This window comes from Cryobacterium sp. PH31-O1, from assembly GCF_030063455.1.
In the GTDB taxonomy this organism is placed as follows: Bacteria; Actinomycetota; Actinomycetes; order Actinomycetales; family Microbacteriaceae; genus Cryobacterium.
In genome coordinates, this window is the sequence record NZ_JASITB010000008.1 from 182707 (window position 1) to 207364 (window position 24658).

24 protein-coding genes and 1 tRNA gene are annotated in these 24658 nt (G+C 64.8%); 12 read left to right on the forward strand and 13 right to left on the reverse strand.

The window, feature by feature from the left end:
* Nucleotides 1–48 precede the first annotated feature (48 nt).
* From QMK31_RS16170 to QMK31_RS16180, 3 genes are all read left to right on the forward strand, one after another.
* A complete protein-coding gene (locus QMK31_RS16170; RefSeq protein WP_283501979.1) occupies nucleotides 49–3522 on the forward strand; it encodes a DEAD/DEAH box helicase in 3474 nt (1157 codons plus the stop codon).
* Nucleotides 3523–3743: 221 nt separating this feature from the next.
* Nucleotides 3744–5066, forward strand: a complete 1323-nt coding sequence (locus QMK31_RS16175; RefSeq protein ID WP_283501980.1) for a glycosyltransferase 87 family protein — start codon at nucleotides 3744–3746, stop codon at nucleotides 5064–5066.
* Nucleotides 5063–5656: a histidine phosphatase family protein gene (locus tag QMK31_RS16180; protein WP_283501981.1), complete on the forward strand. Its 594-nt coding sequence runs from the start codon at nucleotides 5063–5065 to the stop codon at nucleotides 5654–5656. The genes QMK31_RS16175 and QMK31_RS16180 overlap by 4 nt, the downstream gene beginning before the upstream one ends.
* Nucleotides 5657–5677: 21 nt before the next feature.
* On the opposite strand, the gene QMK31_RS16185 is transcribed toward QMK31_RS16180, so the two are convergent.
* From QMK31_RS16185 to dnaK, 5 genes are all read right to left on the reverse strand, one after another.
* Entirely contained in the window at nucleotides 5678–6802 is a 1125-nt protein-coding gene (locus QMK31_RS16185) for a class I SAM-dependent methyltransferase (RefSeq protein WP_283501982.1), read from the reverse strand.
* A gap of 130 nt (nucleotides 6803–6932) precedes the next feature.
* Nucleotides 6933–7346 (reverse strand): heat shock protein transcriptional repressor HspR, encoded by a 414-nt coding sequence (locus QMK31_RS16190; protein ID WP_134556418.1) that lies wholly within the window; start codon nucleotides 7344–7346, stop codon nucleotides 6933–6935.
* 2 nt (nucleotides 7347–7348) lie between these two features.
* Nucleotides 7349–8347 (reverse strand): DnaJ C-terminal domain-containing protein, encoded by a 999-nt coding sequence (locus QMK31_RS16195; protein ID WP_283501983.1) that lies wholly within the window; start codon nucleotides 8345–8347, stop codon nucleotides 7349–7351.
* Entirely contained in the window at nucleotides 8340–8966 is a 627-nt protein-coding gene (locus tag QMK31_RS16200) for a nucleotide exchange factor GrpE (protein WP_283501984.1), read from the reverse strand. The genes QMK31_RS16195 and QMK31_RS16200 overlap by 8 nt, the downstream gene beginning before the upstream one ends.
* A 9-nt stretch (nucleotides 8967–8975) precedes the next feature.
* Nucleotides 8976–10850: a molecular chaperone DnaK gene (dnaK, locus tag QMK31_RS16205; RefSeq protein ID WP_283501985.1), complete on the reverse strand. Its 1875-nt coding sequence runs from the start codon at nucleotides 10848–10850 to the stop codon at nucleotides 8976–8978.
* Between the two features lie 219 nt (nucleotides 10851–11069).
* On the opposite strand from dnaK, the gene QMK31_RS16210 reads away from it, so the two are divergent.
* Together QMK31_RS16210 and QMK31_RS16215 are read left to right on the forward strand one after the other, a co-directional pair.
* Nucleotides 11070–12380, forward strand: coding sequence for an MFS transporter (locus tag QMK31_RS16210; protein WP_283501986.1), 1311 nt, complete (start codon nucleotides 11070–11072; stop codon nucleotides 12378–12380).
* Between the two features lie 104 nt (nucleotides 12381–12484).
* Nucleotides 12485–13285, forward strand: a complete 801-nt coding sequence (locus QMK31_RS16215; protein ID WP_283501987.1) for an isocitrate lyase/PEP mutase family protein — start codon at nucleotides 12485–12487, stop codon at nucleotides 13283–13285.
* A gap of 34 nt (nucleotides 13286–13319) precedes the next feature.
* Here the strand turns inward: QMK31_RS16215 and QMK31_RS16220 are convergent, their stop codons facing one another.
* Together QMK31_RS16220 and dcd are read right to left on the reverse strand one after the other, a co-directional pair.
* Nucleotides 13320–13841, reverse strand: coding sequence for a hypothetical protein (locus QMK31_RS16220; protein WP_283501988.1), 522 nt, complete (start codon nucleotides 13839–13841; stop codon nucleotides 13320–13322).
* Nucleotides 13842–13912: 71 nt separating this feature from the next.
* On the reverse strand, nucleotides 13913–14494 hold the full coding sequence (gene dcd, locus QMK31_RS16225) for a dCTP deaminase (protein ID WP_283501989.1): 582 nt from the start codon (nucleotides 14492–14494) through the stop codon (nucleotides 13913–13915).
* A gap of 71 nt (nucleotides 14495–14565) precedes the next feature.
* On the opposite strand from dcd, the gene QMK31_RS16230 reads away from it, so the two are divergent.
* The 6 genes from QMK31_RS16230 to QMK31_RS16255 all read left to right on the forward strand — a co-directional run bounded on the left by QMK31_RS16230 (nucleotide 14566) and on the right by QMK31_RS16255 (nucleotide 18560).
* Nucleotides 14566–14639, forward strand: a tRNA-Gly gene (locus tag QMK31_RS16230).
* 299 nt (nucleotides 14640–14938) lie between these two features.
* Nucleotides 14939–15895: an alpha/beta hydrolase gene (locus QMK31_RS16235; protein WP_283501990.1), complete on the forward strand. Its 957-nt coding sequence runs from the start codon at nucleotides 14939–14941 to the stop codon at nucleotides 15893–15895.
* A gap of 14 nt (nucleotides 15896–15909) precedes the next feature.
* On the forward strand, nucleotides 15910–16830 hold the full coding sequence (locus tag QMK31_RS16240; RefSeq protein WP_283501991.1) for a Rossmann-fold NAD(P)-binding domain-containing protein: 921 nt from the start codon (nucleotides 15910–15912) through the stop codon (nucleotides 16828–16830).
* Between the two features lie 224 nt (nucleotides 16831–17054).
* Nucleotides 17055–17318: a GlsB/YeaQ/YmgE family stress response membrane protein gene (locus QMK31_RS16245; RefSeq protein ID WP_283501992.1), complete on the forward strand. Its 264-nt coding sequence runs from the start codon at nucleotides 17055–17057 to the stop codon at nucleotides 17316–17318.
* Nucleotides 17319–17501: 183 nt separating this feature from the next.
* Complete coding sequence (locus tag QMK31_RS16250) at nucleotides 17502–17912, forward strand: DUF4383 domain-containing protein (RefSeq protein WP_283501993.1); 411 nt, start codon at nucleotides 17502–17504, stop codon at nucleotides 17910–17912.
* A gap of 51 nt (nucleotides 17913–17963) precedes the next feature.
* Entirely contained in the window at nucleotides 17964–18560 is a 597-nt protein-coding gene (locus tag QMK31_RS16255) for a hypothetical protein (RefSeq protein ID WP_283501994.1), read from the forward strand.
* Between the two features lie 37 nt (nucleotides 18561–18597).
* On the opposite strand, the gene QMK31_RS16260 is transcribed toward QMK31_RS16255, so the two are convergent.
* On the reverse strand, nucleotides 18598–19932 hold the full coding sequence (locus tag QMK31_RS16260; protein WP_283501995.1) for an ATP-dependent DNA helicase: 1335 nt from the start codon (nucleotides 19930–19932) through the stop codon (nucleotides 18598–18600).
* Nucleotides 19933–20069: 137 nt separating this feature from the next.
* Between QMK31_RS16260 and QMK31_RS16265 the strand changes: the two genes are divergently transcribed.
* Nucleotides 20070–21152 carry a hypothetical protein gene (locus tag QMK31_RS16265; RefSeq protein ID WP_283501996.1) on the forward strand — a complete coding sequence of 361 codons (1083 nt, stop codon included), beginning with the start codon at nucleotides 20070–20072 and terminating at the stop codon, nucleotides 21150–21152.
* Nucleotides 21153–21170: 18 nt separating this feature from the next.
* Here QMK31_RS16265 and QMK31_RS16270 read toward each other — a convergent pair whose 3' ends face one another.
* The 5 genes from QMK31_RS16270 to rpmB form a co-directional block, all read right to left on the reverse strand.
* Nucleotides 21171–23159 carry a bifunctional copper resistance protein CopD/cytochrome c oxidase assembly protein gene (locus tag QMK31_RS16270; protein WP_283501997.1) on the reverse strand — a complete coding sequence of 663 codons (1989 nt, stop codon included), beginning with the start codon at nucleotides 23157–23159 and terminating at the stop codon, nucleotides 21171–21173.
* 74 nt (nucleotides 23160–23233) lie between these two features.
* Entirely contained in the window at nucleotides 23234–23521 is a 288-nt protein-coding gene (locus tag QMK31_RS16275; protein WP_035835256.1) for an HU family DNA-binding protein, read from the reverse strand.
* 311 nt (nucleotides 23522–23832) lie between these two features.
* Nucleotides 23833–24138 (reverse strand): 30S ribosomal protein S14, encoded by a 306-nt coding sequence (rpsN, locus tag QMK31_RS16280; protein ID WP_092110538.1) that lies wholly within the window; start codon nucleotides 24136–24138, stop codon nucleotides 23833–23835.
* Between the two features lie 2 nt (nucleotides 24139–24140).
* Nucleotides 24141–24308, reverse strand: coding sequence for a 50S ribosomal protein L33 (rpmG, locus tag QMK31_RS16285; protein ID WP_035880539.1), 168 nt, complete (start codon nucleotides 24306–24308; stop codon nucleotides 24141–24143).
* On the reverse strand, nucleotides 24308–24544 hold the full coding sequence (gene rpmB / locus QMK31_RS16290) for a 50S ribosomal protein L28 (RefSeq protein ID WP_035835252.1): 237 nt from the start codon (nucleotides 24542–24544) through the stop codon (nucleotides 24308–24310). Before rpmB ends, rpmG begins: the two co-directional genes overlap by 1 nt.
* Nucleotides 24545–24658 lie beyond the last annotated feature (114 nt).

Consider the following 24658-nt stretch of genomic DNA (forward strand, 5'->3'; position numbering starts at 1 on the left):
GTGAGATAATAAGGGTTGGTCCCTTGTTCTTACGGAGCTCCCACACCTATGGCCCATTCCCTCAGCACTCACGAGATCGCCCGCATCGTTGGCAGCCAGTCGTTCTCGCGCGGTGAACGCTACGCCCGCAACGGTCACGTCACCGAACAGTCCTGGGCCCCGTCGGGAACACACCTCACCGGCCGCGTGAGCGGCACCAGCCCCCAGCCGTACACGGTGCTCGTCTCGTTCACGCTGAATGCCGCGGGCCAGGCGGTTCGAGCCAGCGGAACCTGCACCTGCCCGATGGGCAGTAACTGCAAACACGTCGCCGCCCTGCTGCTGGCCAGCCGCAGCACCCCGGCCGAGCGCGCGGCCGAGCGCAACACGTCCAACCTGCGCGCTATCGGCGACCGCCGCACTCCGGTCTTCGAATCGACCTTCGTGCCGGCCGCCTACCAGCCGCCCTCCCCGGCGCCGGTCATTCCACTTCGCCCGCCGGTGCCCGCCTGGCGCGCCGCCCTGGCGCCGATCGCCAAACCGACCAGCACCGAGACGGCCACCAGCACGGCCCTCGCCCTGCAATTCGATCTGCTCGACCCCGCCTACAGTCCCAACCGGCGCCCACAGCCCCGCCGTCTCGGGGCCCGCCCCATGGTGATGGGCAAGAAGGGCAAGTGGATTCGCGGCTCCCTCACCTGGGACAACCTGTCCTGGACCCCCGGCACCTACAATCGCGCACACCGCAAAATTCTCAACGCCCTCTACGCCCTCTCGGCCACCGGGCAGCGCTATTACAGTTACACCGACCACTGGCTCTACCTTGACAATTTCGAGAACAAGGCGCTCTGGGACCTGTTGCACGAGGCCCAGCTGAGCGGTCTGCCCATGGTCTGCGCGACGGATGCCCAGAATCCCGTTCTGCTCTCGCCCACGCCCGCCGCGCTCGAGGTCGACATCCGGCGTGACGACGAGGGCCTGCAACTGACCCCATTACTTTTGTTGAACGAGCGGCTGCACCGCGGCGCTGAATTCGGATTTCTGGGCGATCCGGCGCACGGCGCGTACACCTTCACGAGCCCCGCAGACCCGCTGGCGACCGGCCGGCAGCTCGTTCTCGCCCCGCTGAACGCGCAGGTCAGTTCCGAGATCCGTGCCCTCGCGGTCACTGGCGGCTTTGACATTCCCGCCGACGACGAAGCAGCTTTTCTCGCCGACTACTACCCGTTCCTGCAACAGAAACTGGCCTTGACCAGCCACGACGCTTCGTTTGAACTGCCAAAGACCGCCCGCCCGCTGTTGGCCCTCGCCATCACCCACCAGACGGATGCCCGCATCACCCTGGCCTGGGAGTGGCAATACGTCACGCCCCCGAAAACGGGCCAGGTCGAGGCAGGCCCCGGCGAGATCCCGACATCCGACGCTGCCGCGGCAAACACCGTGCTCTACCGACACCCCCTGCGCCCCACGCCCGGCGACACCCGCTTTCGCGACCTGACCCGCGAAGCCGATACGCTGCGAGGCGTTGAACGCTCGATCCGCTCGTTCGAGCCGCTCTGGCAGCCCGCCACGGCGATCAGCGCGGCCAAACTACTTGAGCACTCCGAGCTGCGCGGCGCCGTCATGATCAATTTTCTCGAGCACAGCGTGCCGCAGCTCACCGCGGCCGGCATCGTCGTGCAGGTCTCGGCCGACGCCCCGAGCTACCGTGAGGCCGACGAAGCGCCGGTGATCAGCCTCGCCACCACCGAAAGCACGGATACCCGCGACTGGTTCGACCTCGCCGTCACCGTGACGATCGAGGGCGAAGACATTCCCTTCGACGACCTGTTCCGGGCGCTGGCTACCGACCAAGACCTGATGATCCTCGACAGCGGCACCTATTTCAGCCTCGATCGGCCCGAGCTGCAGCAGCTGCGGCGTTTGATCGAAGAGGCTCGCGGCCTGCAGGAGAGCAACGCCGGCACGCTCGGCCTCAGCCGGTTTCAGGCCGACCTGTGGGACGAACTGCAGCTGCTCGGTGTCGTTGCCGAACAGGCCGCCACCTGGCGCAGCGCCGTGGAGGGCCTCGCCGCCCTTCAGGGGCTGGCGGAAGCAGCACCGATCGCCGAACGCCCGCTCCCGCCAGCCGTGCACGCTACCCTGCGCGCCTACCAGCAGACCGGATTCGACTGGCTGAGCTTTCTCTACGACCACCGGCTCGGCGGCGTACTCGCCGACGACATGGGACTCGGCAAGACCCTGCAGGCCATCGCCCTCATCGCCCACGCTCGGGACAGCCAACGCGCTGCCGACGGTGCTGCCCGCAAACCGTTCCTCGTCGTCGCTCCCACGAGCGTCGTCTCCAACTGGGCTACCGAGTGCGCCCGGTTCGCGCCCGACCTCGCGACGACCGCCATCACCCAGACCGCCGGCAAGCGCGGCTCCAGCCTGCTCGACGCGATGGGCGAAGCGGATGTCGTGATCACCTCCTACACGCTGTTCCGCCTCGACTTCGAGGAGTACAACGCACAGGACTGGGCCGGACTGCTGCTCGACGAGGCCCAGTTCGTGAAGAACCACCAGAGTAAGGCGCACGTCTGCGCGCGCCGACTGCGCACCCCGTTCAAGCTCGCCATCACCGGCACGCCCATGGAAAACAACCTCATGGAGTTGTGGTCGCTGCTCTCCATCACCGCCCCCGGCCTGTTCCCGAGCCCCAGCCGGTTCGCCGACTACTACCGCAAACCCATTGAAGCGGATGCCGACGCCGACCGGCTCGCGCAGCTGCGCCGCCGCATCCGTCCTTTCATGCTGCGGCGCACCAAGTCTGAGGTGGCCAGCGATCTGCCCGAGAAGCAGGAGCAGGTGCTCGAACTCGACCTGCACCCACGGCACCGCAAGGTCTACGACATGCACCTCGCCCGCGAACGCCAGAAGGTGCTCGGCCTGATCGAGGACATGAATGCGAACCGGTTCGAGATTTTTCGCTCGCTCACCATGCTGCGCCAGCTCAGCCTCGACGCGAGCCTCTACGACGCGAAATACGACAGTGTGCCGTCGACCAAGCTCGACGCTCTGCTCGAACTTCTGGAAGACACGGTCGCCGAGGGCCACCGCACGCTCATATTCAGCCAGTTCACCCAGTACCTCGGCAAGGCGCGCGACCGGCTCGACGCGGCCGGCATCAGCTACTCCTACCTCGACGGCAAGACCCGCAACCGGGCCAAGGCCATCAGCGACTTCAAAGAGGGCACGAGCTCCGTCTTTCTGATCAGCCTCAAGGCCGGCGGATTCGGCCTCAACCTCACCGAGGCCGACTACGTCATTCTGCTCGACCCGTGGTGGAACCCGGCAACCGAGGCTCAGGCCGTCGACCGGGTACACCGCATCGGTCAGACCAAGAACGTCATGGTCTACCGTCTGGTCTCCAAGGACACCATCGAAGAGAAGGTCATGGCCCTCAAGGCCACCAAGGCTCGCCTGTTCGAAAGCGTCATGACCGACGGCGCACCGCAGGGTACCGCCCTGACCGCCGCCGACATCCGCGAGCTCCTGGCCTGACCTCGCCTGTCCGCTTCCCCGCACCAAAATATGGACGGGGCCCGGGCCCGAGCCGTGGGCCCAGTCTATAAACTGGGCCCACGGCCATAACATGGGCCCGCAACCGCCGAAGGCGTCGCTACCGTTCGCGAGCTCAGCGTGCGAACCGGCACCGTAAGTTAACCCGCCACCCCTAGACTGCACGCGACTGCCAACGCCAGCGCCCTGCAGAAACGGGTTCAATGTCCACTATCTTCGACCGGGTTGACACCCGCCTGGCGACGATGCTCACCCCGAGCCGCCGCCTCACCCTCCAACGCCCGCGCGCCCTGGCGTTGGGCTTCCTCGGCCTGCACACGGTCTTCCTGTTCGCTCTGCTCCCCACCATCCTCACCGGCCGCGTGCTCGGAGACCTTCCGCTCTACCGCACCTGGGCCGAACTCGGCCGGAACAACAGTCTCTGGCAAGGTATCGATACCGCCTGGGTCTACCCGATCGGCGCCATGCTTCCGATCGCGTTCGCGGGGATCGCCGGTCCACTTCTGTATCAACTGCTGTGGTTCCTGATGACGACCGCGCTCAACGCCGTCGCCGTCGCCGCGCTCACCGACTGGGGTCGCCGCCGCAGCGGCTTCAAGTCAGCCTGGTACTGGCTGCTCGCATCGTTCCTCCTCAGCCCGGTGGGCCTGCTGCGCCTCGAAGGAATCACCGCCCCCCTCGTTATCGTCGGCCTCGTGCTACTCGCCCGGCGTCCGTTTGTGGCAGCGGCCCTGCTCACTCTCGCCACCTGGATCAAGGTCTGGCCGGCCGCCGTCATTCTGGCCGTGGTCACCGTGTCGCCCCGTCGAGGCACGGTCCTGCTCACGGGGGCTGGCCTGTCGGCCGGAGTGGCAGCATCCGTTTGGCTGCTCGGCGGACTGCGATTTTTCACCGGATTCATCACGGAACAGACCGACCGCGCCCTGCAACTCGAGGCGCCCATCACCACCCCGTGGGTGTGGCTGGCCACACTGGGCCGCCCCGGCACGGTCATCTACGAGAACTATTCCATTGCCACGCGCGAGGTAGCCGGCCCCGGCACGGATCTGGTCGCCTCACTCATGACGCCGGTCATGTTCGGGGCCATCACGGCCATTTTTGTGCTGTTGCTATTCGCCACACTTCGGCGAGCGGATGCCGCCCAGCTCATTCTGCTCGGTTCCCTCGCCCTGGTCAGCGCGTTCGTCGTCTTCAACAAGGTCGGATCGCCGCAGTACATGCTGTGGCTGGTGCCGGTGGTTGCCGTCGGTGTTAGCCGCAGCTGGATGCTCTGGCGGGTTCCGGCCGTGCTCATGCTGGCCATCGCGGGCCTGACAACGCTGGTCTTCCCCATCTTCTACCTGCCGCTCATCAACGGCGACCCGTTCTCGCTGCTGTTGCTCACCGTGCGCAACGCGCTCCTCGTCATGCTGTTGGGCTGGTCGGTCACGGTTCTCGCTCGATTGGCGTTGGCCAAGCCGGAGCGAAAAATCGATACCGGAGCCCGCCGCCCACTCCCAGTCGGCCAAGGCAGAATAGACGAGTGACCACGACGACGACCTTCGCCCTCATCCGCCACGGCCAAACCGATTGGAACGCCGCCGCGCGCATCCAGGGTGCCACCGATATCCCGCTCAACGACGTCGGGCGGGTCCAGGCAGCGGATGCCGTCGCTCCCCTGAAACGCTACGACTGGGATTTCATCGTCTCGTCCCCGCTGTCTCGGGCCGCCGAAACCGCTGACCTGATCGGCGAACAACTCGGCCTCGACACGGTCCGGCGCATTCCGGGCCTGATCGAGCGCAATTATGGGCCGGCCGAGGGGCTCAGCGCGGGAGCGGAGCTCGACGCCCTGCGTTTTCCCGGCGGATTCCACGGAGCCGAGACCGAAGCGGCCGTCGCGGCACGAGGGGTTCATGCCCTGCGACAGCTAGCCGAGCAGCATCCCGGCGCGCGCATCATCGTCGTTGCCCACGGCACGCTCATTCGGTTGAGCCTCGCGCACGCGCTCGATGCGCGAATTGGCAGCATCAGAAACGCCACGCTCAACCTCGTGCACCACCATCACGCCCACTCTGACGGGGCGACCGCCTGGCAGCTCGACGTGTTGAACGGCGAGCAGCTCGTGAGCGTCTGACCCGCTAGGTCAGCGCACTCGTCAGCGGCCGGTGGAGACCGTCACGGTGAACTTGGTGTTGCGGCCGACCTGGCGGGTGGAACCGACGATGCGGGTGAGCATCGGACGGTAGCCGAGGTGGGTGTTCCACACGGTCCACAATTCGCCGCCGGGTGCGAGCACTCGCGCCGCGTCGATGAATAACTTCTCGGCGAGGCCCGCATGCACCGACGCTCCGATATGGAACGGCGGATTGAGCAGAACCAGGTCGGCCGAGCTGTCCGCCTGGCCGGATAGCCCGTCAGCACGCACGACGGTGACGCGATCGGCGAGCGCGTTTGCGTCGATGGTTGCGCGAGCGGATGCGACGGCTACGGCCGACTGATCCGTCGCGAGCACCTGCAACAGCGGGCGCTGCGCGGCTAGTGCTGCGGCCAGCACACCGGTACCGCAGCCCAGGTCGACGGCGCGTTCGGCGTCGGGCTTCATGCGGTCGAGCACCTCGAGCAGCGCCCGGGTGCCGATGTCGATGCTGGTGCCGGCGAACACACCGCCATGGCCGCGCACGGTCAGGTCGACGTCTTCGTGGCGCTCTGAGTGGGGCCAGACGGACGTCGACGTGGCGAGCGGGGACGATGCGATGAGCACGCGGGACTTCTGGCGTGCCGGACGCACGTTGAGGGCGCCGAAGTGGCGGCGCAGCACCTCGTTCATGCTCACGGTCATGTGCTTAATGCGGCCACCGGCGAAAACGATGACGTCGTCAGCGGCATACCGCGCGATGGTGCCGGCGATCTCGTCGAGGGCGTCGAGGCTTTTCGGCAGCTGCAGCAGCACAACGTGGGCGTCTTTCAGCAGTTCTTCACCGAGCGGCAGTGAGCGGTAGGCCTCCGTGAGGTTAACGCCGGAGGCGTTGCTGTCAAGGGCGTATTCACCCGAGAGGGCGTCCTGGTAGACGCGAATGCCGCGCGCGTTGTGCAGGGCAGCCGCGCCGAGGGTGAGCGCGCCGTAACGGTCCTCGAGCACGACGACGCCACCGGAGCGGTAGGCGGCGAGCGCTCCGGCTGCTTCGTCGAGAATGAGGCGGTCGCTCGCGTCGACGGCGAAGAGGTTCTCCGCCTCGATATCGGGGCGACGACGCAGACGGTCGAAATCGAATTCGTTCACATTCTCATTCTCGTGCTTGCTGGTGTTCCGCGACGCGGACTGGTCGTGCGTGCCCGATTCGGACATGGTTCCCCCTGAAAGTGGTGCTGGTGCAACCAGTTCGTGCTGTGAAAGCGAAACGTGGAGCTGACTATGGTCTGGGCTGCCGCCAGATGACGATCTGGTTGCTGCGCCTGGTGCGGGTACCCGCCTTCATCGAAATGACATCACCGGCCGAGCCAGCCGCAAAAACGCGGCGGCCCGGACGGTTCAGCAGTTCGTCGGCGAGGGTCGATTCCAACTCGCGCAGGCGATTTTCAAGCCCGCGCACGTGATCCTCGAGTTCGAGGATACGACGGATGCCTTCCAGACTCACACCTTCAGAGCCCAAGAATGCAATTTCACGGAGCTTTGCCACGTCGAGCATGGAGTATCGGCGGCTCTTGCCGGGGGTGCGTTCCGGGCTGACGAGGCCCAGGCGATCGTATTGGCGCAGTGTTTGCGGGTGCATGCCCGCAAGCTCGGCGGCCGTGGAAATCACGAAAACCCGGGTCGTCTCGTCCATGATTAGCCCTTCGCTCGAGCGATCAGTTCATCGCGCGGGTTTTCCTTGGGCAGCGCTTCGGCGAACGCGGTGAGCTTCTCTTCCGCATCCTTTGACAGGTGCGAGGGCACCGCGACCTGCACGATAGCGAGCAGGTCGCCGGTGCCTTTCGCCGTGGTCACTCCCCGACCCTTGACCCGCAGCACGCGGCCACCGGGAGTACCCGGGGCAACGCGCAGCTTGACGGGGCTGCCGCCGAGGGTTGGCACCTCGATCGTCGCCCCGAGGCTGGCCTCGACGAAGGTGACCGGAACGGTCACCCGCAGGTTGAGGCCGTCACGTTCGAACACCGAATGCTTGCGCACCGTGATGGTCAGCACGATATCGCCGGATTCTCCTCCGTCGGGGCTGGGCTGACCCTTGCCGCGCAGGCGAATCTTCTGCCCGTCGGCGACTCCCGCCGGAATCTTCACCTTGATCGGTCGGCCGTCCTGGGTCTGCAGACTGATCTGGTCGCCCTGGGTGGCCGTGATGAAGTCGATGGTGGTCGACGCGATAACGTCGCGGCCCCTGGTCGGCGCGCCCGACCCGCGGTAGCCGCCCGTGGGGTTGCCAAAGCCTGCCCCCCCACCACCTCTGCCGAACATACCCCCGAGGATATCGTCGAAGCCGCCCTGCTCGAAGGTATAACTCTGCTGCCGGCTTCCGCCGCCGAACATGCCTCCGAAAGCGTCCTCGAAGCCTCCGCTCTGTGCCCGGCCGCCGGGCGCGGCGAACCGCGCCCCGCTGCCCATGGCCCGCACGGCGTCATATTCCTTACGCTGGGCGGCATCATTCAGCACCGAGTGCGCCTCGCTGAGTTCCTTGAACTTCGCCTCGGCGGCGGGATTCCCCGGGTTGGAGTCCGGGTGGTACTTACGGGCGAGTTTGCGGTACGCCTTCTTCAACTCGGCCGGCGTGACATCTTTCGATACCCCGAGAACCTTGTAGAAGTCCTTGTCGAACCAGTCTTGGCTAGCCATCGCTCGGTACCTGAACGACGACCTTGGCGGCGCGCAGCAGCGTGGAGCCGAGGTAGTACCCCGTCTCCGCGACGTCGCCGACGGTTTCAGTGTCGACGGCCGCACTCGGCTGTTGGAAAATCGCCTCGTGCATGGTCGGGTCGAAGGGGTCACCGACCGTGCCGAAGGAGGTCAGGCCGAGGCGTTCAACGCTTGCTCGCAGCTTGGCCGCAATCGTCGCGAAGGCGGAGTCGGGCACGAGATCGCCGTGCTTCTCAGCACGGTAGATGTCGTCGAGTACCGGAATCAGCACCTTGACGATATCGCCCGTCACGCGCTCTTTCTCGATGGCACGGTTGGCTTCGGTCCGCCGACGGTAGTTGGCGTACTCGGCCGTCACGCGCTTGAGGTCGGCGAGGTGTTCGCTCGTGGGCTCAGCGGCTTCACGCTCTGCCGCGTCCAGAATGTCCTGAACGGTCAGTTCGTCTTCTTCGATCCCGTCGGCCGAGGCCGCGGCATCGCCCTCAGCAGCGGATGCCGCATCGGGCGCCGCACCCGAAGGGACGCCCGCGCCCGCCGCGGCGGTGCCGTCATCGGGCACCCCCGCAGCGTCGTTGTCTGGATGTTTCTTATCAGCCATAGTTGCGGCCTACTTCTTCTTGTCGTCTTCGTCGTCGTCAACAACCTCGGCGTCGACAACGTCCTCGTCCTTATTCTCGTCGGCACCAGTCTCGTCGGCACCGGCCTCATCAGACCCGGTTTCGGCATCCGCCTGGCTGGACTTGTAGATGGCTTCGCCGAGTTTGCCCTGGCTTTCGTTGAGCTTGTCGAACGCCGTCTTCACAGCGTCCTCGTCGTCACCGGCGAGAGCGGACTTGAGAGCGTCGACATCGGCCTGAACTTCATTCTTCACGTCTTCGGGCAGCTTGTCGACGTTGTCCTTGATGAGCTTCTCGATCGAGTAGGCGAGCTGCTCGGCCGTGTTGCGGGTTTCGGCGACTTCGCGCAGACGCTTGTCTTCTGCGGCGTGCTCTTCTCCCTCGCGCACCATGCGCTCGATGTCTTCCTTCGCGAGCGAAGAACCGCCCGTAATGGTCATCGACTGCTCGGTTCCGGTGCCCTTGTCCTTGGCGGAGACGTGCACGATACCGTTGGCGTCGATGTCGAAGGTGACCTCAACCTGCGGGATTCCGCGCGGTGCCGGTGCGATGCCGGTGAGCTCGAAGGTTCCGAGGTTCTTGTTGTCGCGGGTGAACTCGCGCTCGCCCTGGAACACCTGGATCGCAACGGACGGCTGGTTGTCGTCGGCCGTGGTGAAAGTTTCGCTGCGCTTGGTCGGGATGGCCGTGTTGCGCTCGATAAGGCGAGTCATAATGCCGCCCTTGGTCTCGATGCCGAGGCTCAGCGGGGTGACGTCGATGAGCAGAACGTCCTTGCGCTCGCCCTTGAGTACGCCGGCCTGAAGCGCGGCGCCGACGGCGACGACCTCATCGGGGTTGACGCCCTTGTTCGGGTCCTTACCGCCGGTCTCGCTCTTGACGAGCTCGTACACGGCGGGCATACGGGTGGAACCACCGACGAGAACGACGTGGGCGATGTCGCCGACCTTGACGCCGGCCTCACGGATGACGTCCTGGAAGGGCTTCTTGGTGCGGTCGAGCAGGTCTTCGGTCATCTTCTCGAACTGGGCGCGGGTGAGCGTCTCGTCGAGGTTGGCCGGACCGTTTTCGGTCAGCGACAGGTAAGGCAGCTGGATGCTCGTCGACATGCTCGACGACAGCTCCTTCTTGGCCTGCTCGGCAGCTTCCTTAAGGCGCTGCTTGGCGATCTTGTCCTTCGAGACGTCAACACCGGTGGTCTCCTTGAAGCGCTTGATCAGGTGATCAACGATGCGCTGGTCCCAGTCATCGCCGCCGAGGCGGTTGTCGCCGGAGGTCGAGCGCACCTGGATGGTGCTAAAGTCGTCGTCCTTGCCCACCTCGAGCAGCGACACGTCGAACGTTCCGCCTCCGAGGTCGAAGACCAGGATGAGCTCGTCTTCCTTGCCCTTGTCGAGGCCGTAGGCCAGTGCGGCGGCGGTGGGCTCGTTGATGATGCGCAGCACGTTGAGCCCGGCGATCTCGCCGGCCTCCTTGGTGGCCTGACGCTCGGCGTCGTTGAAGTACGCGGGCACGGTCACGACGGCGTCGGTAACCTTCTCGCCCAGGTACTGCTCGGCGTCGCGCTTGAGCTTGGCGAGAATACGTGCCGAAATCTCCTGCGGGGTGTACTTCTTGTCGTCAATGGCAACATCCCAGTCGGTGCCCATGTGGCGCTTGACACTGGAGATGGTGCGGTCAACGTTGGTGACGTTCTGACGCTTGGCGGTTTCTCCAACGAGAACCTCGCCGTCTTTGGTGAAAGCGACCACCGAGGGGGTGGTGCGCAGACCTTCTGCGTTGGCGATGACGGTGGGTTCTCCACCTTCGAGCACGGCCACCACAGAGTTGGTGGTTCCGAGGTCAATACCTACTGCACGAGCCATGTGGGTTGTTCTCCTTCAATCGTGTGCGAGACGCACCTTGCAAAGTAATCTCAAGACTTGAGCCTCGATGACTCAAGTATTCCAGAGTCGTTTCGTAACTGTCAATTTCTAACGCTGAAAGTTGAGTGTGAGTGACTCAAGTTTGCCAAGTTGGTTGCCGGAGCGGATGCCGCGGGTTTGCCAACCCCGTTGTTGACCCCGGCACAGTAGATTGTGCACATGGTCGAGACTGTCGCCGTAGACGCGGGTTCCGCTCCAACGCGCGGCCGGGTGGTGGCCTGGGCATTCTGGGACTGGGGCTCGGCGGCCTTCAACGCGGTCGTAACGACCTTCGTATTCACCGTCTATATAACGGGATCATCCTTCGGTGATGAGAACGTCATCTCGGCCCAACTCGGCTGGGCCCTGGCCAGCGCCGGGCTGCTCATCGCCGCGCTAGCCCCGATCACCGGGCAGCGCTCGGACACCTCGGGCCGCCGCAAATTCTGGCTCGGGGTAAATACTTTCGTGGTCGTCGCGATCACCGCGGCGATGTTCTTTGTGCAGGCCTCACCGAGCTATCTCATGCTCGGCCTCTTTCTGGTCGCGGCCGGCAATGTTTTCTTCGAGTTCGCCGCGGTCAACTACAACGCGATGCTCGCGCAAATCTCCACGCCGTCCACCATCGGCAAGGTGAGCGGATTCGGCTGGGGCATGGGGTATCTCGGCGGCATCGTGCTCTTGCTCGTCGTGTACTTCGGCTTCATCCAGCCCGAGGTGGGCCTGTTCGGGGTGACCGGCGACAATGGACTCGCCGTTCGGGTGTCGATGCTGATCGCCGCCGCGTGGTTCGGCCTCTCCGCACTCCCGCTACTGCTGCGGGTTCCGGAGTACCGTGCACCCCAGGCAGCCCGACGCGACAAGGTCAGCTTTTTTCGCTCCTACGTTGTGCTCGGCCACGATATTGCCAGGCTGTGGAAGACCAGCCGCCAGACGGTGTACTTTCTCATCGCGAGCGCTATTTTTCGCGACGGTCTGGCCGGCGTCTTTACTTTCGGTGGGGTGCTCGCAGCATCCGTTTTCGGGTTCTCGCCCGGCGAGGTCATCATCTTCGCCATCGCGGCCAACGTTGTCGCCGGTATCGCCACGATGAGCGTCGGCGCGCTCGATGACCGGCTCGGCGCGAAGCCGGTCATCATGACCGCCCTGATCGGGCTCCTGGTGAGCGGGCTCGCGGTGTTCTTTCTGCACGATGGTGGGCAGATCGTGTTCTGGACGGCCGGGCTGGCCCTGTGCCTGTTCGTCGGTCCGGCCCAATCGGCCAGCCGCACCTTTCTGGCCAGGCTCATTCCGGCCGGCCGTGAGGGCGAAGTCTTCGGGCTCTACGCCACAACCGGACGGGCCGTGAGCTTTCTCGCTCCCGCCGCTTTCGCCCTGTCGGTCACGATTTTCGGTGAAACCTACTGGGGTATTCTCGGCATCATGCTCGTGCTGCTCGTGGGCCTGCTCCTGCTCATCCCGGTCTCGGCCAGGCAGCAACAGATCAGGTGACCGGTGGAGCCACGGGCTGAACGCCAGCCCGCCTTTACCTGAGCATTCCCTGAAATGAGGCTGTCCCCTCGCTTGGGGGATAGGCGTCGGTCAGACTGACACGCATGACAATGACCCAGCTCCAGAAGGCCGAACTCCTCAACTCGCTGCACGTGCCCGGTGAACCCCTGATCGTGACCAACGTGTGGGATGCCATCACCGCCAAAATCGTGGCCGACGCCCCCGGCGTGAAGGCCCTGGCCACCGCGAGCCACTCCATCTCAAACGTGCGCGGCCTGCAAGACGGTGAGGGCCTCTCCCTTGACGAGGCCATCGTTGCCGCCACGATCATCGCCGGAGCCGTCGACCTGCCGGTCTCGGCCGACTTCGAGAAGGGCTACGCACCGGATGCCCTCGGCGTGACCCGCAACGTGCGTCGCCTCATCGAGGAATCCGGCATCGTCGGCATTAACATCGAGGACTCGGTCGGCGCCCCGAAGGCCCCGCAGTTCGATGTCGAGACCGCCGCAGCCCGGGTGGCCGCCGCCAGAGCTGGCGCCGACCAGAGCGGGATTCCGCTCGTCATCAATGCGCGCGTCGACACCCTCGCCGGCGGCGGCGGCTGGGACGAAGCCGTCGCCCGCGCCAACGCCTACCTGGGCGCCGGCGCCGACGTCATCTTCTTCCTGGGTCTGACCGACGAGGACAAGGTGGCCCGCGCCATCGAACAGGTCAAGGGCCGTATCTCGGTGATCGGTGCCCCCGGACTCGTGCCGCTCGCTCGCCTCGCCGAGCTCGGCATCTCCCGAGTCAGCTTCGGCCCCGGCACACTCGGCCTCACCCTCGCCGCCCTGCAGGCCGCGGCCACTAATCTCACCGCGCTCGGCGACTACCCCGCCGACCTGGGCTTCAAGTTCGCGCTGTAAGCCGCATAGGCGCCGAGGCCACCCGCATCCGTTTTCAGCGGATGCGGGTGGCCTCGTTGTGTTCGATCAGTTGCCAGGTCGCCCCCTCGTCGGCTGAGACCCAGCCCTCCCAGTTGTAGCTGTCGGGCGTGATGGCGGTGAAGTTCCAGCGGATCGGGCGGCCGTCGGTGCGAGTGCCCTCCTGCCGCACGCCGTGGCGGTACGGGGTGGCGATGAGCTGGCAGTATTCGCCGAGCACCGGCGCAAAGTAGCTGACGCGCCAGGCACCGGCGAACGGGTCGTAGACCCGCACTGTGGTGGCGACGGTTTCAAATCCCGACGGATGCGTCGTGCTCGCGACGACCTCAACGTCTTGCACGGCCCGACCGTCGAGGATGAATTCGACCATCCAGACGAAGTCGCGTTCGATCCATTCGCCCGTTGTCTCATCGAGCCGGGATCCTTTGGCGGCCCAGGAGCCGACCATCTGGCCGAAGCGGTGCATGCGCCCTGGGTATGCCGGCGTTGGGCCGTGCGCGATGAGCGCCTCGTCGAATCGGGTGGGCATGGAGGTCATACCCAGATTTTACCCGACGCAAGGTTACGTTCTGATTACCCTCAGGCATCCGCTTGTGCGGGGCAGATGCTTCAGCGGTCGATCGAGGTGCGGTGAAAGTTCTGAAAGGAACGCGAAGCGGTCGGGCCGCGCTGGCCCTGATAGCGGGACCCGTACTCGCTCGAGCCGTACGGTTTCTCGGCCGGGGAGCTGAGCTGAAAGAAGCACAGCTGGCCGATTTTCATTCCGGGCCACAGCTTGATCGGCAGGGTGGCGACGTTGCTGAGTTCCAGAGTGACGTGGCCGGAGAACCCGGGGTCGATGAAGCCGGCGGTCGAGTGCGTGAGCAGGCCGAGGCGACCGAGCGAACTTTTGCCCTCGAGCCGGGCCGCCACGTTGTCCGGCAGGGTGACCTGCTCGTAGGTGGCACCGAGCACGAACTCACCCGGGTGCAGAATGAACGGTTCGTCGGGCTTGGTCTCAATGAGATGGGTCAGCTCGGGCTGGTCTTCGGCCGGATCGATGTAGGCGTACTTGTGGTTGTCGAACAGCCGAAACAGGCCGTCGAGGCGCACGTCGATGCTCGACGGCTGGATCATGGCGGGATCGAGCGGCTCCAAACCGATTCGTCCAGCGTCGAGTTCGGCCTTGATATCGCGATCGGAGAGCAGCACGGTGCCAGCCTAGCCGCGCGGGGTTGATATGCTGGCACGGTTCCGGTTGTTGTTCACTCACGGCCGGGCGCGCGGATGTAGTTCAATGGTAGAACTTCAGCTTCCCAAGCTGATAGCGCGGGTTCGATTCCCGTCATCCGCTCCACCGCACGAGCCCCGATCACCGGGGGTTTTCTGTCTGTACTGAACAAAGTTTTCCGTTCAAAAATTAGCAGTTTGTGCCCTCTACGTGCCGGTATGTGCCCTGACGAGTTTAATCGTGCACCCCGTTCCAATCGGGCGCGCCCGTAATGCTAACCAGGTCATTATGCTGCGGACCAGCATTGTTACGGCTCTGGGCCAGCGCTCTGGTAGACCCGATAGCGTGAGCAACCTGCACGACGAACGATAAGGATGCCCGTAATGAGCGCACAGTGAGTCTGCACCCCACTGGAGAGTGCGCCGATGATTGAGCGGCCTTCAACAGCCACCTCCTGGATCACCTGGACCGTGCGAGTCGCCGCCGTGGCAGCCATTGTGGTCGTCGTCTGGGCCTGCCTGACCGGATGGGGCGCCATCGTGCACGGGCATCCGCTTTATGCGGCGCTGCTGGCCGTGACCCTCCTGGTAGCCATCGTCAGCGGCTGGCGCACGTTTCGTGTTCACACCGTTAGACCACGGTGGCGCCGCGTTCTGCGGGTCATTCTTATCGTAATCGCCATCGGGTGGATCGCACTGATGGCATGGTTGCGGCCATTCTCCGCCCTCGAACCCGCGGTGGCGGCGATGGGTTCTGACCAAAGTGTGACCGTCTCCGAAAGCCCCACCCAGATTGTGCTCACCCCCACCGGCGCTGTCAGTGCAACGGGGGTGTTCTTTCAGCCCGGCGCCAAAGTGGATGCCCGCGCCTACGCCGCGGTCCTTCGCCCCCTAGCCGAATCCGGCTACACCGTCGTCATTCCTAAGCAGCCGCTCGGCATAGCTTTTCTCGCCATTTCGGCCTTCGACGCGGCCAAAACCGACTTTCGCGGCATTTCCGCCTGGGTCGTGGGCGGGCATTCCCTCGGCGGCACCGTCGCCGCGCTTGAAGCGGATGCGGGGGACGGGGACCCGGATTCCCCCGTGATGGGCTTGCTTCTCTACGCTTCGTATCCCGCCAGCGACATCAGTGCAACCCTGACCGCGCCGGTCTTGTCCATTTCGGCATCCAACGACGGCCTCGCTACCCCCGACAAGATCGCGGCCACCCGCGCCACCCTACCCGCAGCGTCTACATTTACCGTGATCGATGGGGCCGTACACGCCTACTTCGGCGACTACGGCGCGCAACCCGGAGATGGTACGCCCACGATCAGCCACGATGACGCCCGAAAACAGATCTCCCAACGGAGCCTTGCCTTCGTCAACCAGCTCAGCCCATAGAACAAAGGAATTTCATGACAGTTCTCATTGCCGGATGCGGCGACCTCGGCACCGAGGTAGGGCTGCGATTCGCGAGCTTGGGGCACACTGTGGTCGGGCTGCGCCGCGACGCGAGCGTGCTCCCGCCAGAGATCACCGGCCAAACCGTTGACCTCAGCAGTGAGAAGCCCGTCATCCCGCTCGACACCGAGTTCGTCGTCATCGCCATCTCCGCCGGCCGCCCCACTATCGACGCTTACCGCGCCGCCTACCTCGACGGCCTACGCAACCTGCTCGACGCCCTCGCCACTGACGACGAGAACAGTGCCGGCGTCACGCCCCGCCGCGTGTTGTTGGTGTCGTCAACGGCCGTCTACGACGTCAACGACGGCAGCCGGGTTGACGAGCAGACGCCCGCGAACCCCCAGCCGGGCACCGATTCCATCGTGCTTGAAGCCGAGCGGATGCTCCACCAGCGCCTCCCCGCCGCCACCGTGCTGCGCCTGGCCGGCATCTACGGCCCCGGTCGGGAACGCCTGATCAAGCAGGTGCGAGACGGCGCCCAGCTCTCCACCCCGTCACGCCACACCAACCGCATACACCGGGACGACGCAGCCGCCGCGATCGTTCACCTTCTGCTGCGATCGGCGCCGCCCGCGCCGCTCTATCTCGGCGTCGACAATGCCCCGGTTCCGGCCAACGAGGTGCTGACCTTTCTCGCCGCCGAGCTCGGCCTGCCTGAGCCAACCTTGAAGGCGACGCCCGCCCAAACGCCAGCCCAGAAGCCAGCCCCGAAGGCAACGCCGAGCAAGCCAGAATCGCGCGAAAGCCAGCGCGGTGGTGACAAGCTCCTCAGCAATCAGCTCCTGCTGCAGACCGGCTTCACCTTCAGCTACCCCAGCTATCGCGAGGGCTACCGAGCGCTACTGGCCGGAGTCGGAACCCGCCACCCCTAAGCGTTCGACGAGGACGACGGCCCGACCAGCCTTAAGCCGTCGTCCCCCGACGGTGAGCGCCACTGCGAACAAGGGTGATCAGCATCCACTTTTTGAGAATCTTTCGAACTCATCTCCAGCTGCCATTGACGGTGAGCACGCAGGCGGGTAGGTTCACGCGAGCGGTAGTACGCCGTCACCCTTCGCTGACTCCCTGACAGCATGACCAAAGGAAAGGCAGTCTCATGAGTTTCCTCGGATTCCTCTTACTCGGTCTCATCGCCGGCGCCATTGCAAAGGCAATCTTGCCCGGTCGCCAAGGCGGGGGATGGTTTATCACCCTGCTGCTGGGAGTCGTCGGTGCACTGCTTGGCGGCTGGCTCGGCGGCCTCCTGTTCAACGTGAATCTGCAGGAGTTTTTCTCGGTGACCACCTGGATTCTCGCCATCGTCGGATCTCTCATCGTGCTCCTCATCTACGGCGCGATCACGAACCGCCGCAAGGCCTGACCTACCCGGTCGAATCAGCGCGGCACCCAGATGATGGGTGCCGCGCTGTTTTGTGCCCGCGTGTCATACCAGTCGCCACCGCTCGGGGCAGCAGGCCCACAGTTAGTACCAATCCGAAGCAGATGGAGCTCCGAATACATAGCAACCACGGGTTAGCCGTGAATCACCTAGGAGGCACCTGAAATGCGCACATCACCCAATCGCCTGATCGCCACTGTCTTCGGCGCGGTCTACGTTCTCGTCGGACTACTCGGCTTCGCCGTCACCGGCAGCGTCGGCTTCATCGCCACGGAGGGCGGATTGCTTCTCGGAATTTTCGAGGTCAACCCGCTGCACAACGTTGCGCACCTCTTGATTGGAGCGGCCCTGCTGATCGCCGGACTCTCCAACGCCATGGCGGCCAAGGCCACCAACACGACAATCGGCGCCGTATACCTGCTCCTAGGCATCGTCGGATTCTTCATCGCGAGCACCTCGCTGAACATCCTGGCGCTCAACACCGCTGACCACTTCCTGCACCTCGCCAGTGCGATCGTGCTCCTCGGGGTCGGTCTTACCGCCGACAAGACGGTTCGCAGCCACGCGACGGTCTAAAGCAAACCCCACTCCATCCGTTCACAGCAGCAGATCCATCCAAGGAGCATCATGTCCCCGGTCTTACGCACCTGGCTCGGCTTCGCCGCACTCGGCGCCGCCCTGATTCATCTGGCCGTGGGCGTGACCGCTCCGTTTCCCCTCTCGGTACTCCTGGTCGGGTTCGGCATCGCTGAACTCGGCTGGGCAATCGCCACGCTCGCCGCGGGCCGCGTGATCGCGCCCCGCGTCGTCGTGGGCGCAGCCCTCATCCCAGTCTTCATCTGGGGTGCCACGGCCGCCCTGGGCAGCGGCCTCGGCGTCACGAGCGCCCAGACCGGCCTGCCGCTGTATCCGATGGCCGTGGCCTCCCTGTTCAACATTTTTCTGGCCGTCACGGTGGCCATCGCGCTGCGGCGCGCACCGAGCGGGATCCCTACACCCGTCGGTGCCGCTGCGGCCCGTGCCCCGCAGGCCAGTGAACCGCGTGCCGCCACACCCGGTGGCTGGCGCTTTCTCACCGGTCTTGTCGTCGGAGGCTTTCTGCTCTCGGCGCTCACCACCCCGGCCCTCGCCGCCACCGAGGTCGGCTCCCACGCGGTACCCCACGGTTCGCACGGAGTGACGCAGGTCACCGTGCCAAACTCGGGCGGCCACGGGTCGCACTAAAGTCCCTCGCGAAGCAATCAGCCCCGGCCGACTTGCCTCACCCCGAAGAGTCCAGCCCCGACTCATCCAGCCCCGCCAGGTCGGCCACCGGTGGCACGACCTCAATCGTCATGAACCGTTTGACGTTTTCATCAACGATGATGTCGCTCGGTCGCAGCGGACGGGTCAGATACAACCCGTTTAGGCTGGTTAGCCGGCTCAGCGCCACATAGGTCTGGCCGGGGCTGAACACCCGTGCGCCGAGGTCGACGATGGCCCGCTCATAGGTGGCACCCTGCGACTTATGAATGGTGACCGCCCAGGCCAGTCGCAGCGGAAACTGGGTAAATTCCGCCACGACATCCCGGCTCAGCTTCTTGGTCGCGGCGTTGTAGGTGTACTTGTACTTCTCCCAGACGGTCGGCTCGACCTCGTGCACGTCACCGTCGATGTCGACAAACACGGTGGAGGTGACCTTGGTCACCGTGCCGATGCTGCCGTTCACCCAGCGCGGGCCACCGTCGAGTGGCGAATCGTTGCGCAGGAACATCACCTGCGCGCCCACCTTCAGTTCGAGCACCTCGTCGGCGGGAAACTGTTTGCCGCCGAAATCGCCGGTGATGTCGGCCTTGGCGGTGAGCGATTTGCCCGACAGCTTTTTTAGAGCGGATGCGTTGATGCGGTTGACAGCATCATTGCGCGTCGCGAGAGTGATCACGCCCTCACTCGGCGGCGTGCGCGCACCGGCGCCATTGAGCGCACCGCCGATCTCGGGGGTGACCTGCCCGTGGCGCACAGCGTTGAGCATGAGCTTGAAATCATTGTCGTGCTGGCGGTGAATCTCGGTCAGCTCGAAGATGCGCAGCTCGGCATCACGCCAGACCTTCGCGTCGAAGAACCACATCGACCGGTAGTGGTCGGCGAAATAGGCGCGCTCGTCGGGGCCGCCTGGTACCGGAGCCAGCTGGTACGGGTCACCAAACAGCACGATCTGCACGCCGCCGAACACGTCGAACGGTCGCTGCCTGGCCTGCCGCAGGCTGCGGTCGATGGCGTCCATCAGGTCGGCGTTGACCATGGAGACCTCGTCGATGACGAGGGTGTCAATGGTGTTGAGGAGCTTGCGCACCTGGTCGTTCTGGTCAATCGGGCTGTCGGCGATGACGCCGATCGGCAGGCGAAAGAGCGAGTGGATGGTCTGTCCGCCCACGTTTAGTGCGGCCACCCCGGTGGGAGCGGCAATCACAATCTGCTTGCTGGTATTCCAGGACAGGTGGTTGAGCAGGGTGGACTTACCCGTCCCGGCCCGGCCGGTGACGAAAACGTTCTGTTTCGTGCCCTCAATGGCGGCGAAAACCAGTGCTTGTTCACGGCTGAGCGGAATCTCGGACACGGCAGACTTTCTCTGGCAGGCGAATACTGCACGGTGTTACAGCACAGGGGACATCCCACTGTAACCGCCGACAGCCGCGCGGGGGCCGGCCCGGCAGCTGGCCCCCTGACCGACGCACCCCCCCATACAATGTTGAAGTGACCATTCCGGCCGAGCAGAAGCGGGCGAGCGGGCGCCGCGGCAGTATGCTCCGGGCCGTTCTCGCCACCGTTGTGGTCGCCGCGCTCCTCACCGTCGGCCTTGTTGGCACGATAGAAGCCCTCAATCGCACGGTTTACAGCGCGGGCGGCTTTGCCCGACAGTACCTCGACGCACTGGCGCGCGGCGATACCGTCGGAGCCCTCGCCCTCGACGGGGTCAAGCCGGGCGCGGCCGATCTTGCCGCGTGGGGACTGACCGACGAGGCGGCAAGTAATCTGCCGGAGACGCTGCTGCGGGCATCCGTTCTCGGCGGCCTTGACAATATTGAGCTCAGGAGCGCGACCGCCACAGCGGCCACCGACGACGGAACCGCCCAGACCGTGGTGTTCGACTTCGATTTGAACGGCACCGCGTCGAGCATGACGTTCACCGTCGAGCGGGCCGGCACCTTCGCGGGCGTTTTCCACGCCTGGCGGTTCACCGTCAGCCCTCTCGCGGTGCTGCAGGTCTCGGTGCTGCACGAACGATCGTTCACGGTCAACGGCCTTACCCTCGACACGCGCGCCCACAGCGCAGCGGATGCCCCCACCACGTTCTCCACGTCTGCCGCCTATCTCGCCTTCGCCCCGAACCGTTACACGTTCGAGCACGACTCGGCCATGCTCACCGCAAAGAAGGCCACGGTGCGCGTCACGGCGGCCGGCCCGACCGCCGTCGAGGTCGACGCCGTGCCGAGCGAGACCATGGTGGCCCAGGTGCAGTCGGAGCTGAACAAGTTCCTCGACGCGTGCGCCACCCAGACGGTGCTGCAACCGACCAGCTGCCCGATGAGCTTCCCCATTGATGACCGTATTGAGGGCACGCCGGCCTGGTCGATCACGGCGTATCCACCCGTCACCCTGACTGCCGGCGAGTTTTCGTTCGAGATGGTCGGCACGGACGGGCTGGCCCATATCGTGGTCGAGGTACAGTCCCTGTTCGACGGCGACGTCAACATTCGCGACGAAGACGTGCCGTTCACGATGGGCCTCAGCGTTGTCGTGCAGCCAAGCGGCGCCCTCGCCATCCAACTGCACTAGCGCCCGGGCCGCGAACCCCTACCCGGGGGTCTGCGCGTCGCGCTGGGCGATTCGGGCCAGGTTTGCGTTGTACGCGATCAACTCGGCGTCCTCGTTGCGGTCGGCCTTGCGATCGAGTCGCCGGGTGACCTTGGTGTCGTCGCGGCTCCATTGGATCGCTACGACGACGGCCAGCACGAAGGTCGGCAGTTCGCCGATTCCCCAGGCGACGCCGCCGCCCATCTGCTGGTCGGCGATGGCCGAGAGCCCCCAGGTACGGCCCATCGCGCCGTACCAGTCAGCCAGGAGCAGTCCGGTGCCGCTCATCAGTGCAAGACCGAAGAACGCGTGGAACGCCATGGTCACGAGCAGCAATAGCAGGCGGAAGGCGTACGGCAACCGGAACGGCACCGGGTCGATACCGATCAGGGACTGTACGAACAGGTAGCCGGTGATCAAAAAGTGCACGATCATCCACTGGTGGCCGATATGGTCGGTCGTCGCCCAGCTGAAGATCGAGGTGTAATAGAACACCCAGAGCGAGACGCCGAACAGGAGGGCGGCGACGATCGGGTTAGCCACGATGCCGGCGAAACGCGAGTGCACCGCCGTCAGGATCCATTCACGCGCCCCGCGGCTGCCGTCCTGTCGCTTGGCGATGGCGCGCGCGGCGAGCGTCACCGGGGCGCCGGGCACGAGCATCAGCGGCACGAGCATGGTCAGCATCATATGCATGAGCATGTGGGTAGAGAACAGGTACTTCTCGTACACATTCACGCCGCCGTTGGTGATGTAGAACAGGGTGAGCATGCCGAGAATCCAAAGCACGCTGCGGTAGATCGGCCAGGCGTCGCCGCGGCGGTGCAGCCGCCAGACGCCGGCGAGGTAGAAGAAAATGCCGAAGGCGCAGAACAGGATCCAGGCGAGGTCAAAGTTCCACTCGGTGATGTAGCGCGACGAGGTCAGTTCGGGCGGCAGCAACTCGCCGGTGAGAACCTGCGCCGGCGTACTCTGCGCAACCTCGGTTGCAACCACCTGGGCCACGGGTGTCGCCGTGCGGGCCAGAGCGGCGGCCACGCCGGAGGCGAGCCCCATGAAGCCGAGCTCGGTCACAACGAGCCACCAGAACCAGCGCCCGCCCGCGGGCTCGGTCCGCTGCATCCGCTTGATGAAGAACTGGCGTTGCAGAACCCCAAAGGCGCCGAGGGCCACGAGTGCGACGACCTTGACCAGCACCAGAATTCCGTAGGGGCTGAACAGGTTGTCCCAGCTGCCGATGCGCAGCTCCGCGCTGACATAACCAGACGCCGCCACGACGATGAAAGAGACCAGCGCAAGCGAGGAATACCGCCCGATCACCTGGCGGATGCGTTCGCCGTCCAGCTGGGTGCGCAGCACAATGATGGTCAGCAGGCCGCCCAGCCAGATCGCCGCGAAGACGAGGTGCAGGCCCAGGGCCGTGATCGCGGCGTTGTGCCCGGCAGCGCCGGCTGAGTGGCCCTGCTGGGCCATCGGCAGAAGCGAGGTCAGAGCCAGCACGGTCACGAAGACCAGCGCGGTCTGGTTGCGCACGGCGAAACACAATACGGTGACGCCAGCCGCGATCAGCGTGGTTGCGAGCCAGGCCTGCCCGAGCTCGATCTGGCTGAAGAACTGCCCGACCGTCGCACTGAACTGGTCGCTCACACCGAAAGGCACGTTGGTGACCTGCAGAAAGGTCAGAAAACCGGTGACAGCGGATGCGACGGCGAACAGCGCAGCCGACGCCGCAGCGAAGTCAAGGGCGGTGCCGAACTCGCGTTCCTTTGGGCTGAGCGCGAACAGCGTGAGCACGAGGGCGCCGATCGTGCCGGCTGCCGCGACGTTAACCACGAGCTTGGCGATGGGGAGTCCCCAGCGCACCACCGGCCCGGGGTCGGCGAGCAGCTGCGCCGAGGCGCCACCGCCATAAGCCAGGGCGACAAGGGTGGACAACACAGCGACCAGCAGCAGGGCTGCCGGTCCAAGAACGCGGACGATACGAAGCACCAGACCAGCTTATTCGCCCCGGCAACGACAAAAGGGCGCCGACCGTAGTCGACGCCCTTCTTTTACTACAAAAGCTACTTGGCGGCGGCCTTGAGCTTGCTTCCGGCGGTCAGCTTGACGCGGTGGCCGGCAGCGATGGCGATCTCTTCGCCGGTCTGCGGGTTGCGGCCGGTGCGAGCGGCGGTTGCGGTGCGCTCAACGCCCAACCATCCCGGGATGGTGACCTTGCCATCAGCGGCAACGGTCTCGGCCAGGGTTGCAAAGAATGCGTTCAGAACGCCGTCAACGGCGGCCTGGCTCTGTCCGGAGTCAGCGGCAACCTTGGCAACGAGCTCGGTCTTGTTCAGCGACTTGTCAGCCATTGAGTGTCCTCCTCGGACCTTCGTCTGTAAAAACAGCGATATTCGTAGTGCGGATGCTCCTCGAGAGAGAAGCCCCGCTGGTCGGTTCGACCGAGTTGAAATCTAGCATTGATCCACCAAAAACCCCGGATCTACGGCGTTTTCGAGCCATTTCAAGGCAATTTCACCCTCAGAAGCACCCGATTTTCGCTTTCCGCGAAACAGCACAGAACCCACGGTGGGCACCGTTCGAACACAAAACGGGATGCCGACCGAAGTCGACATCCCGTTTGAATGCTGCACAGGCCGGCGAAACCGGCTACCAGCAGGAGTTACCAGCTGGACTTGGTGATACCGGGCAGCTCGCCGCGGTGCGCCATGTCGCGAAAACGAACACGCGAGATGCCGAACTTGGAGAGGTGGCCACGGGGACGACCGTCAACGGCGTCACGGTTGCGCAGGCGCACCGGGCTAGCGTTGCGCGGCAGCTTCTGCAGGCCCTTGCGAGCTGCTTCACGCGACTCGTCGGTGCCGGCCGGGTCAACCAGAGCCTTCTTGAGCTCAAGGCGCTTGACGGCGTAGCGCTCGACGATGACCTTGCGCTGGTTGTTCTTGGCAATCATGCTCTTCTTCGCCATGTTTAGCGCTCCTCACGGAAGTCAACGTGCTTACGGATGACCGGGTCGTACTTCTTCAGCACGAGACGGTCGGGGTCGTTACGGCGGTTCTTCTTGGTCACATAGGTGTAACCGGTTCCAGCCGTGGAACGAAGCTTGATGATCGGACGTACGTCATGAGCCTTAGCCATTAGATCTTCACCCCACGAGCGAGAACGTCCTTGACGACGCTCTCGATACCACGAGCATCAATAACCTTGATGCCCTTTGCGGACAAGGTCAGTGTGACCTTGCGACGAAGCGACGGCACGTAGTACGTCTTCTTCTGAACGTTCGGGTCGAAACGACGCTTGGTGCGTCGGTGCGAGTGCGAAATGTTGTGTCCGAAGCCGGGAACAGCTCCGGTCACCTGGCATACAGATGCCATGGTTACCTCCATTACCGAAGGGCGAGTGCCCTTCCCAAGATCCCTTGTCGACGGGCACAACCCCAGATCAGCCCTGAGCTAACTCAAGGCCGGGGGGAGAAACGCCCGCAGTGT

What these genes read in the sequence shown, in the direction of transcription:
- QMK31_RS16170 (WP_283501979.1), top strand. Translation starts at nt 49, where the DNA reads ATGGCCCATTCCCTCAGCACTCACGAGATCGCCCGCATCGTTGGCAGC.
- QMK31_RS16175 (WP_283501980.1), top strand. Translation starts at nt 3,744, where the DNA reads ATGTCCACTATCTTCGACCGGGTTGACACCCGCCTGGCGACGATGCTC.
- QMK31_RS16190 (WP_134556418.1), bottom strand. Translation starts at nt 7,346, where the DNA reads ATGGACGAGACGACCCGGGTTTTCGTGATTTCCACGGCCGCCGAGCTT.
- QMK31_RS16195 (WP_283501983.1), bottom strand. Translation starts at nt 8,347, where the DNA reads ATGGCTAGCCAAGACTGGTTCGACAAGGACTTCTACAAGGTTCTCGGG.
- QMK31_RS16200 (WP_283501984.1), bottom strand. Translation starts at nt 8,966, where the DNA reads ATGGCTGATAAGAAACATCCAGACAACGACGCTGCGGGGGTGCCCGAT.
- dnaK (WP_283501985.1), bottom strand. Translation starts at nt 10,850, where the DNA reads ATGGCTCGTGCAGTAGGTATTGACCTCGGAACCACCAACTCTGTGGTG.
- QMK31_RS16210 (WP_283501986.1), top strand. Translation starts at nt 11,070, where the DNA reads ATGGTCGAGACTGTCGCCGTAGACGCGGGTTCCGCTCCAACGCGCGGC.
- QMK31_RS16215 (WP_283501987.1), top strand. Translation starts at nt 12,485, where the DNA reads ATGACAATGACCCAGCTCCAGAAGGCCGAACTCCTCAACTCGCTGCAC.
- QMK31_RS16220 (WP_283501988.1), bottom strand. Translation starts at nt 13,841, where the DNA reads ATGACCTCCATGCCCACCCGATTCGACGAGGCGCTCATCGCGCACGGC.
- QMK31_RS16235 (WP_283501990.1), top strand. Translation starts at nt 14,939, where the DNA reads ATGATTGAGCGGCCTTCAACAGCCACCTCCTGGATCACCTGGACCGTG.
- QMK31_RS16240 (WP_283501991.1), top strand. Translation starts at nt 15,910, where the DNA reads ATGACAGTTCTCATTGCCGGATGCGGCGACCTCGGCACCGAGGTAGGG.
- QMK31_RS16245 (WP_283501992.1), top strand. Translation starts at nt 17,055, where the DNA reads ATGAGTTTCCTCGGATTCCTCTTACTCGGTCTCATCGCCGGCGCCATT.
- QMK31_RS16250 (WP_283501993.1), top strand. Translation starts at nt 17,502, where the DNA reads ATGCGCACATCACCCAATCGCCTGATCGCCACTGTCTTCGGCGCGGTC.
- QMK31_RS16255 (WP_283501994.1), top strand. Translation starts at nt 17,964, where the DNA reads ATGTCCCCGGTCTTACGCACCTGGCTCGGCTTCGCCGCACTCGGCGCC.
- QMK31_RS16275 (WP_035835256.1), bottom strand. Translation starts at nt 23,521, where the DNA reads ATGGCTGACAAGTCGCTGAACAAGACCGAGCTCGTTGCCAAGGTTGCC.
- rpsN (WP_092110538.1), bottom strand. Translation starts at nt 24,138, where the DNA reads ATGGCGAAGAAGAGCATGATTGCCAAGAACAACCAGCGCAAGGTCATC.
- rpmG (WP_035880539.1), bottom strand. Translation starts at nt 24,308, where the DNA reads ATGGCTAAGGCTCATGACGTACGTCCGATCATCAAGCTTCGTTCCACG.
- rpmB (WP_035835252.1), bottom strand. Translation starts at nt 24,544, where the DNA reads ATGGCATCTGTATGCCAGGTGACCGGAGCTGTTCCCGGCTTCGGACAC.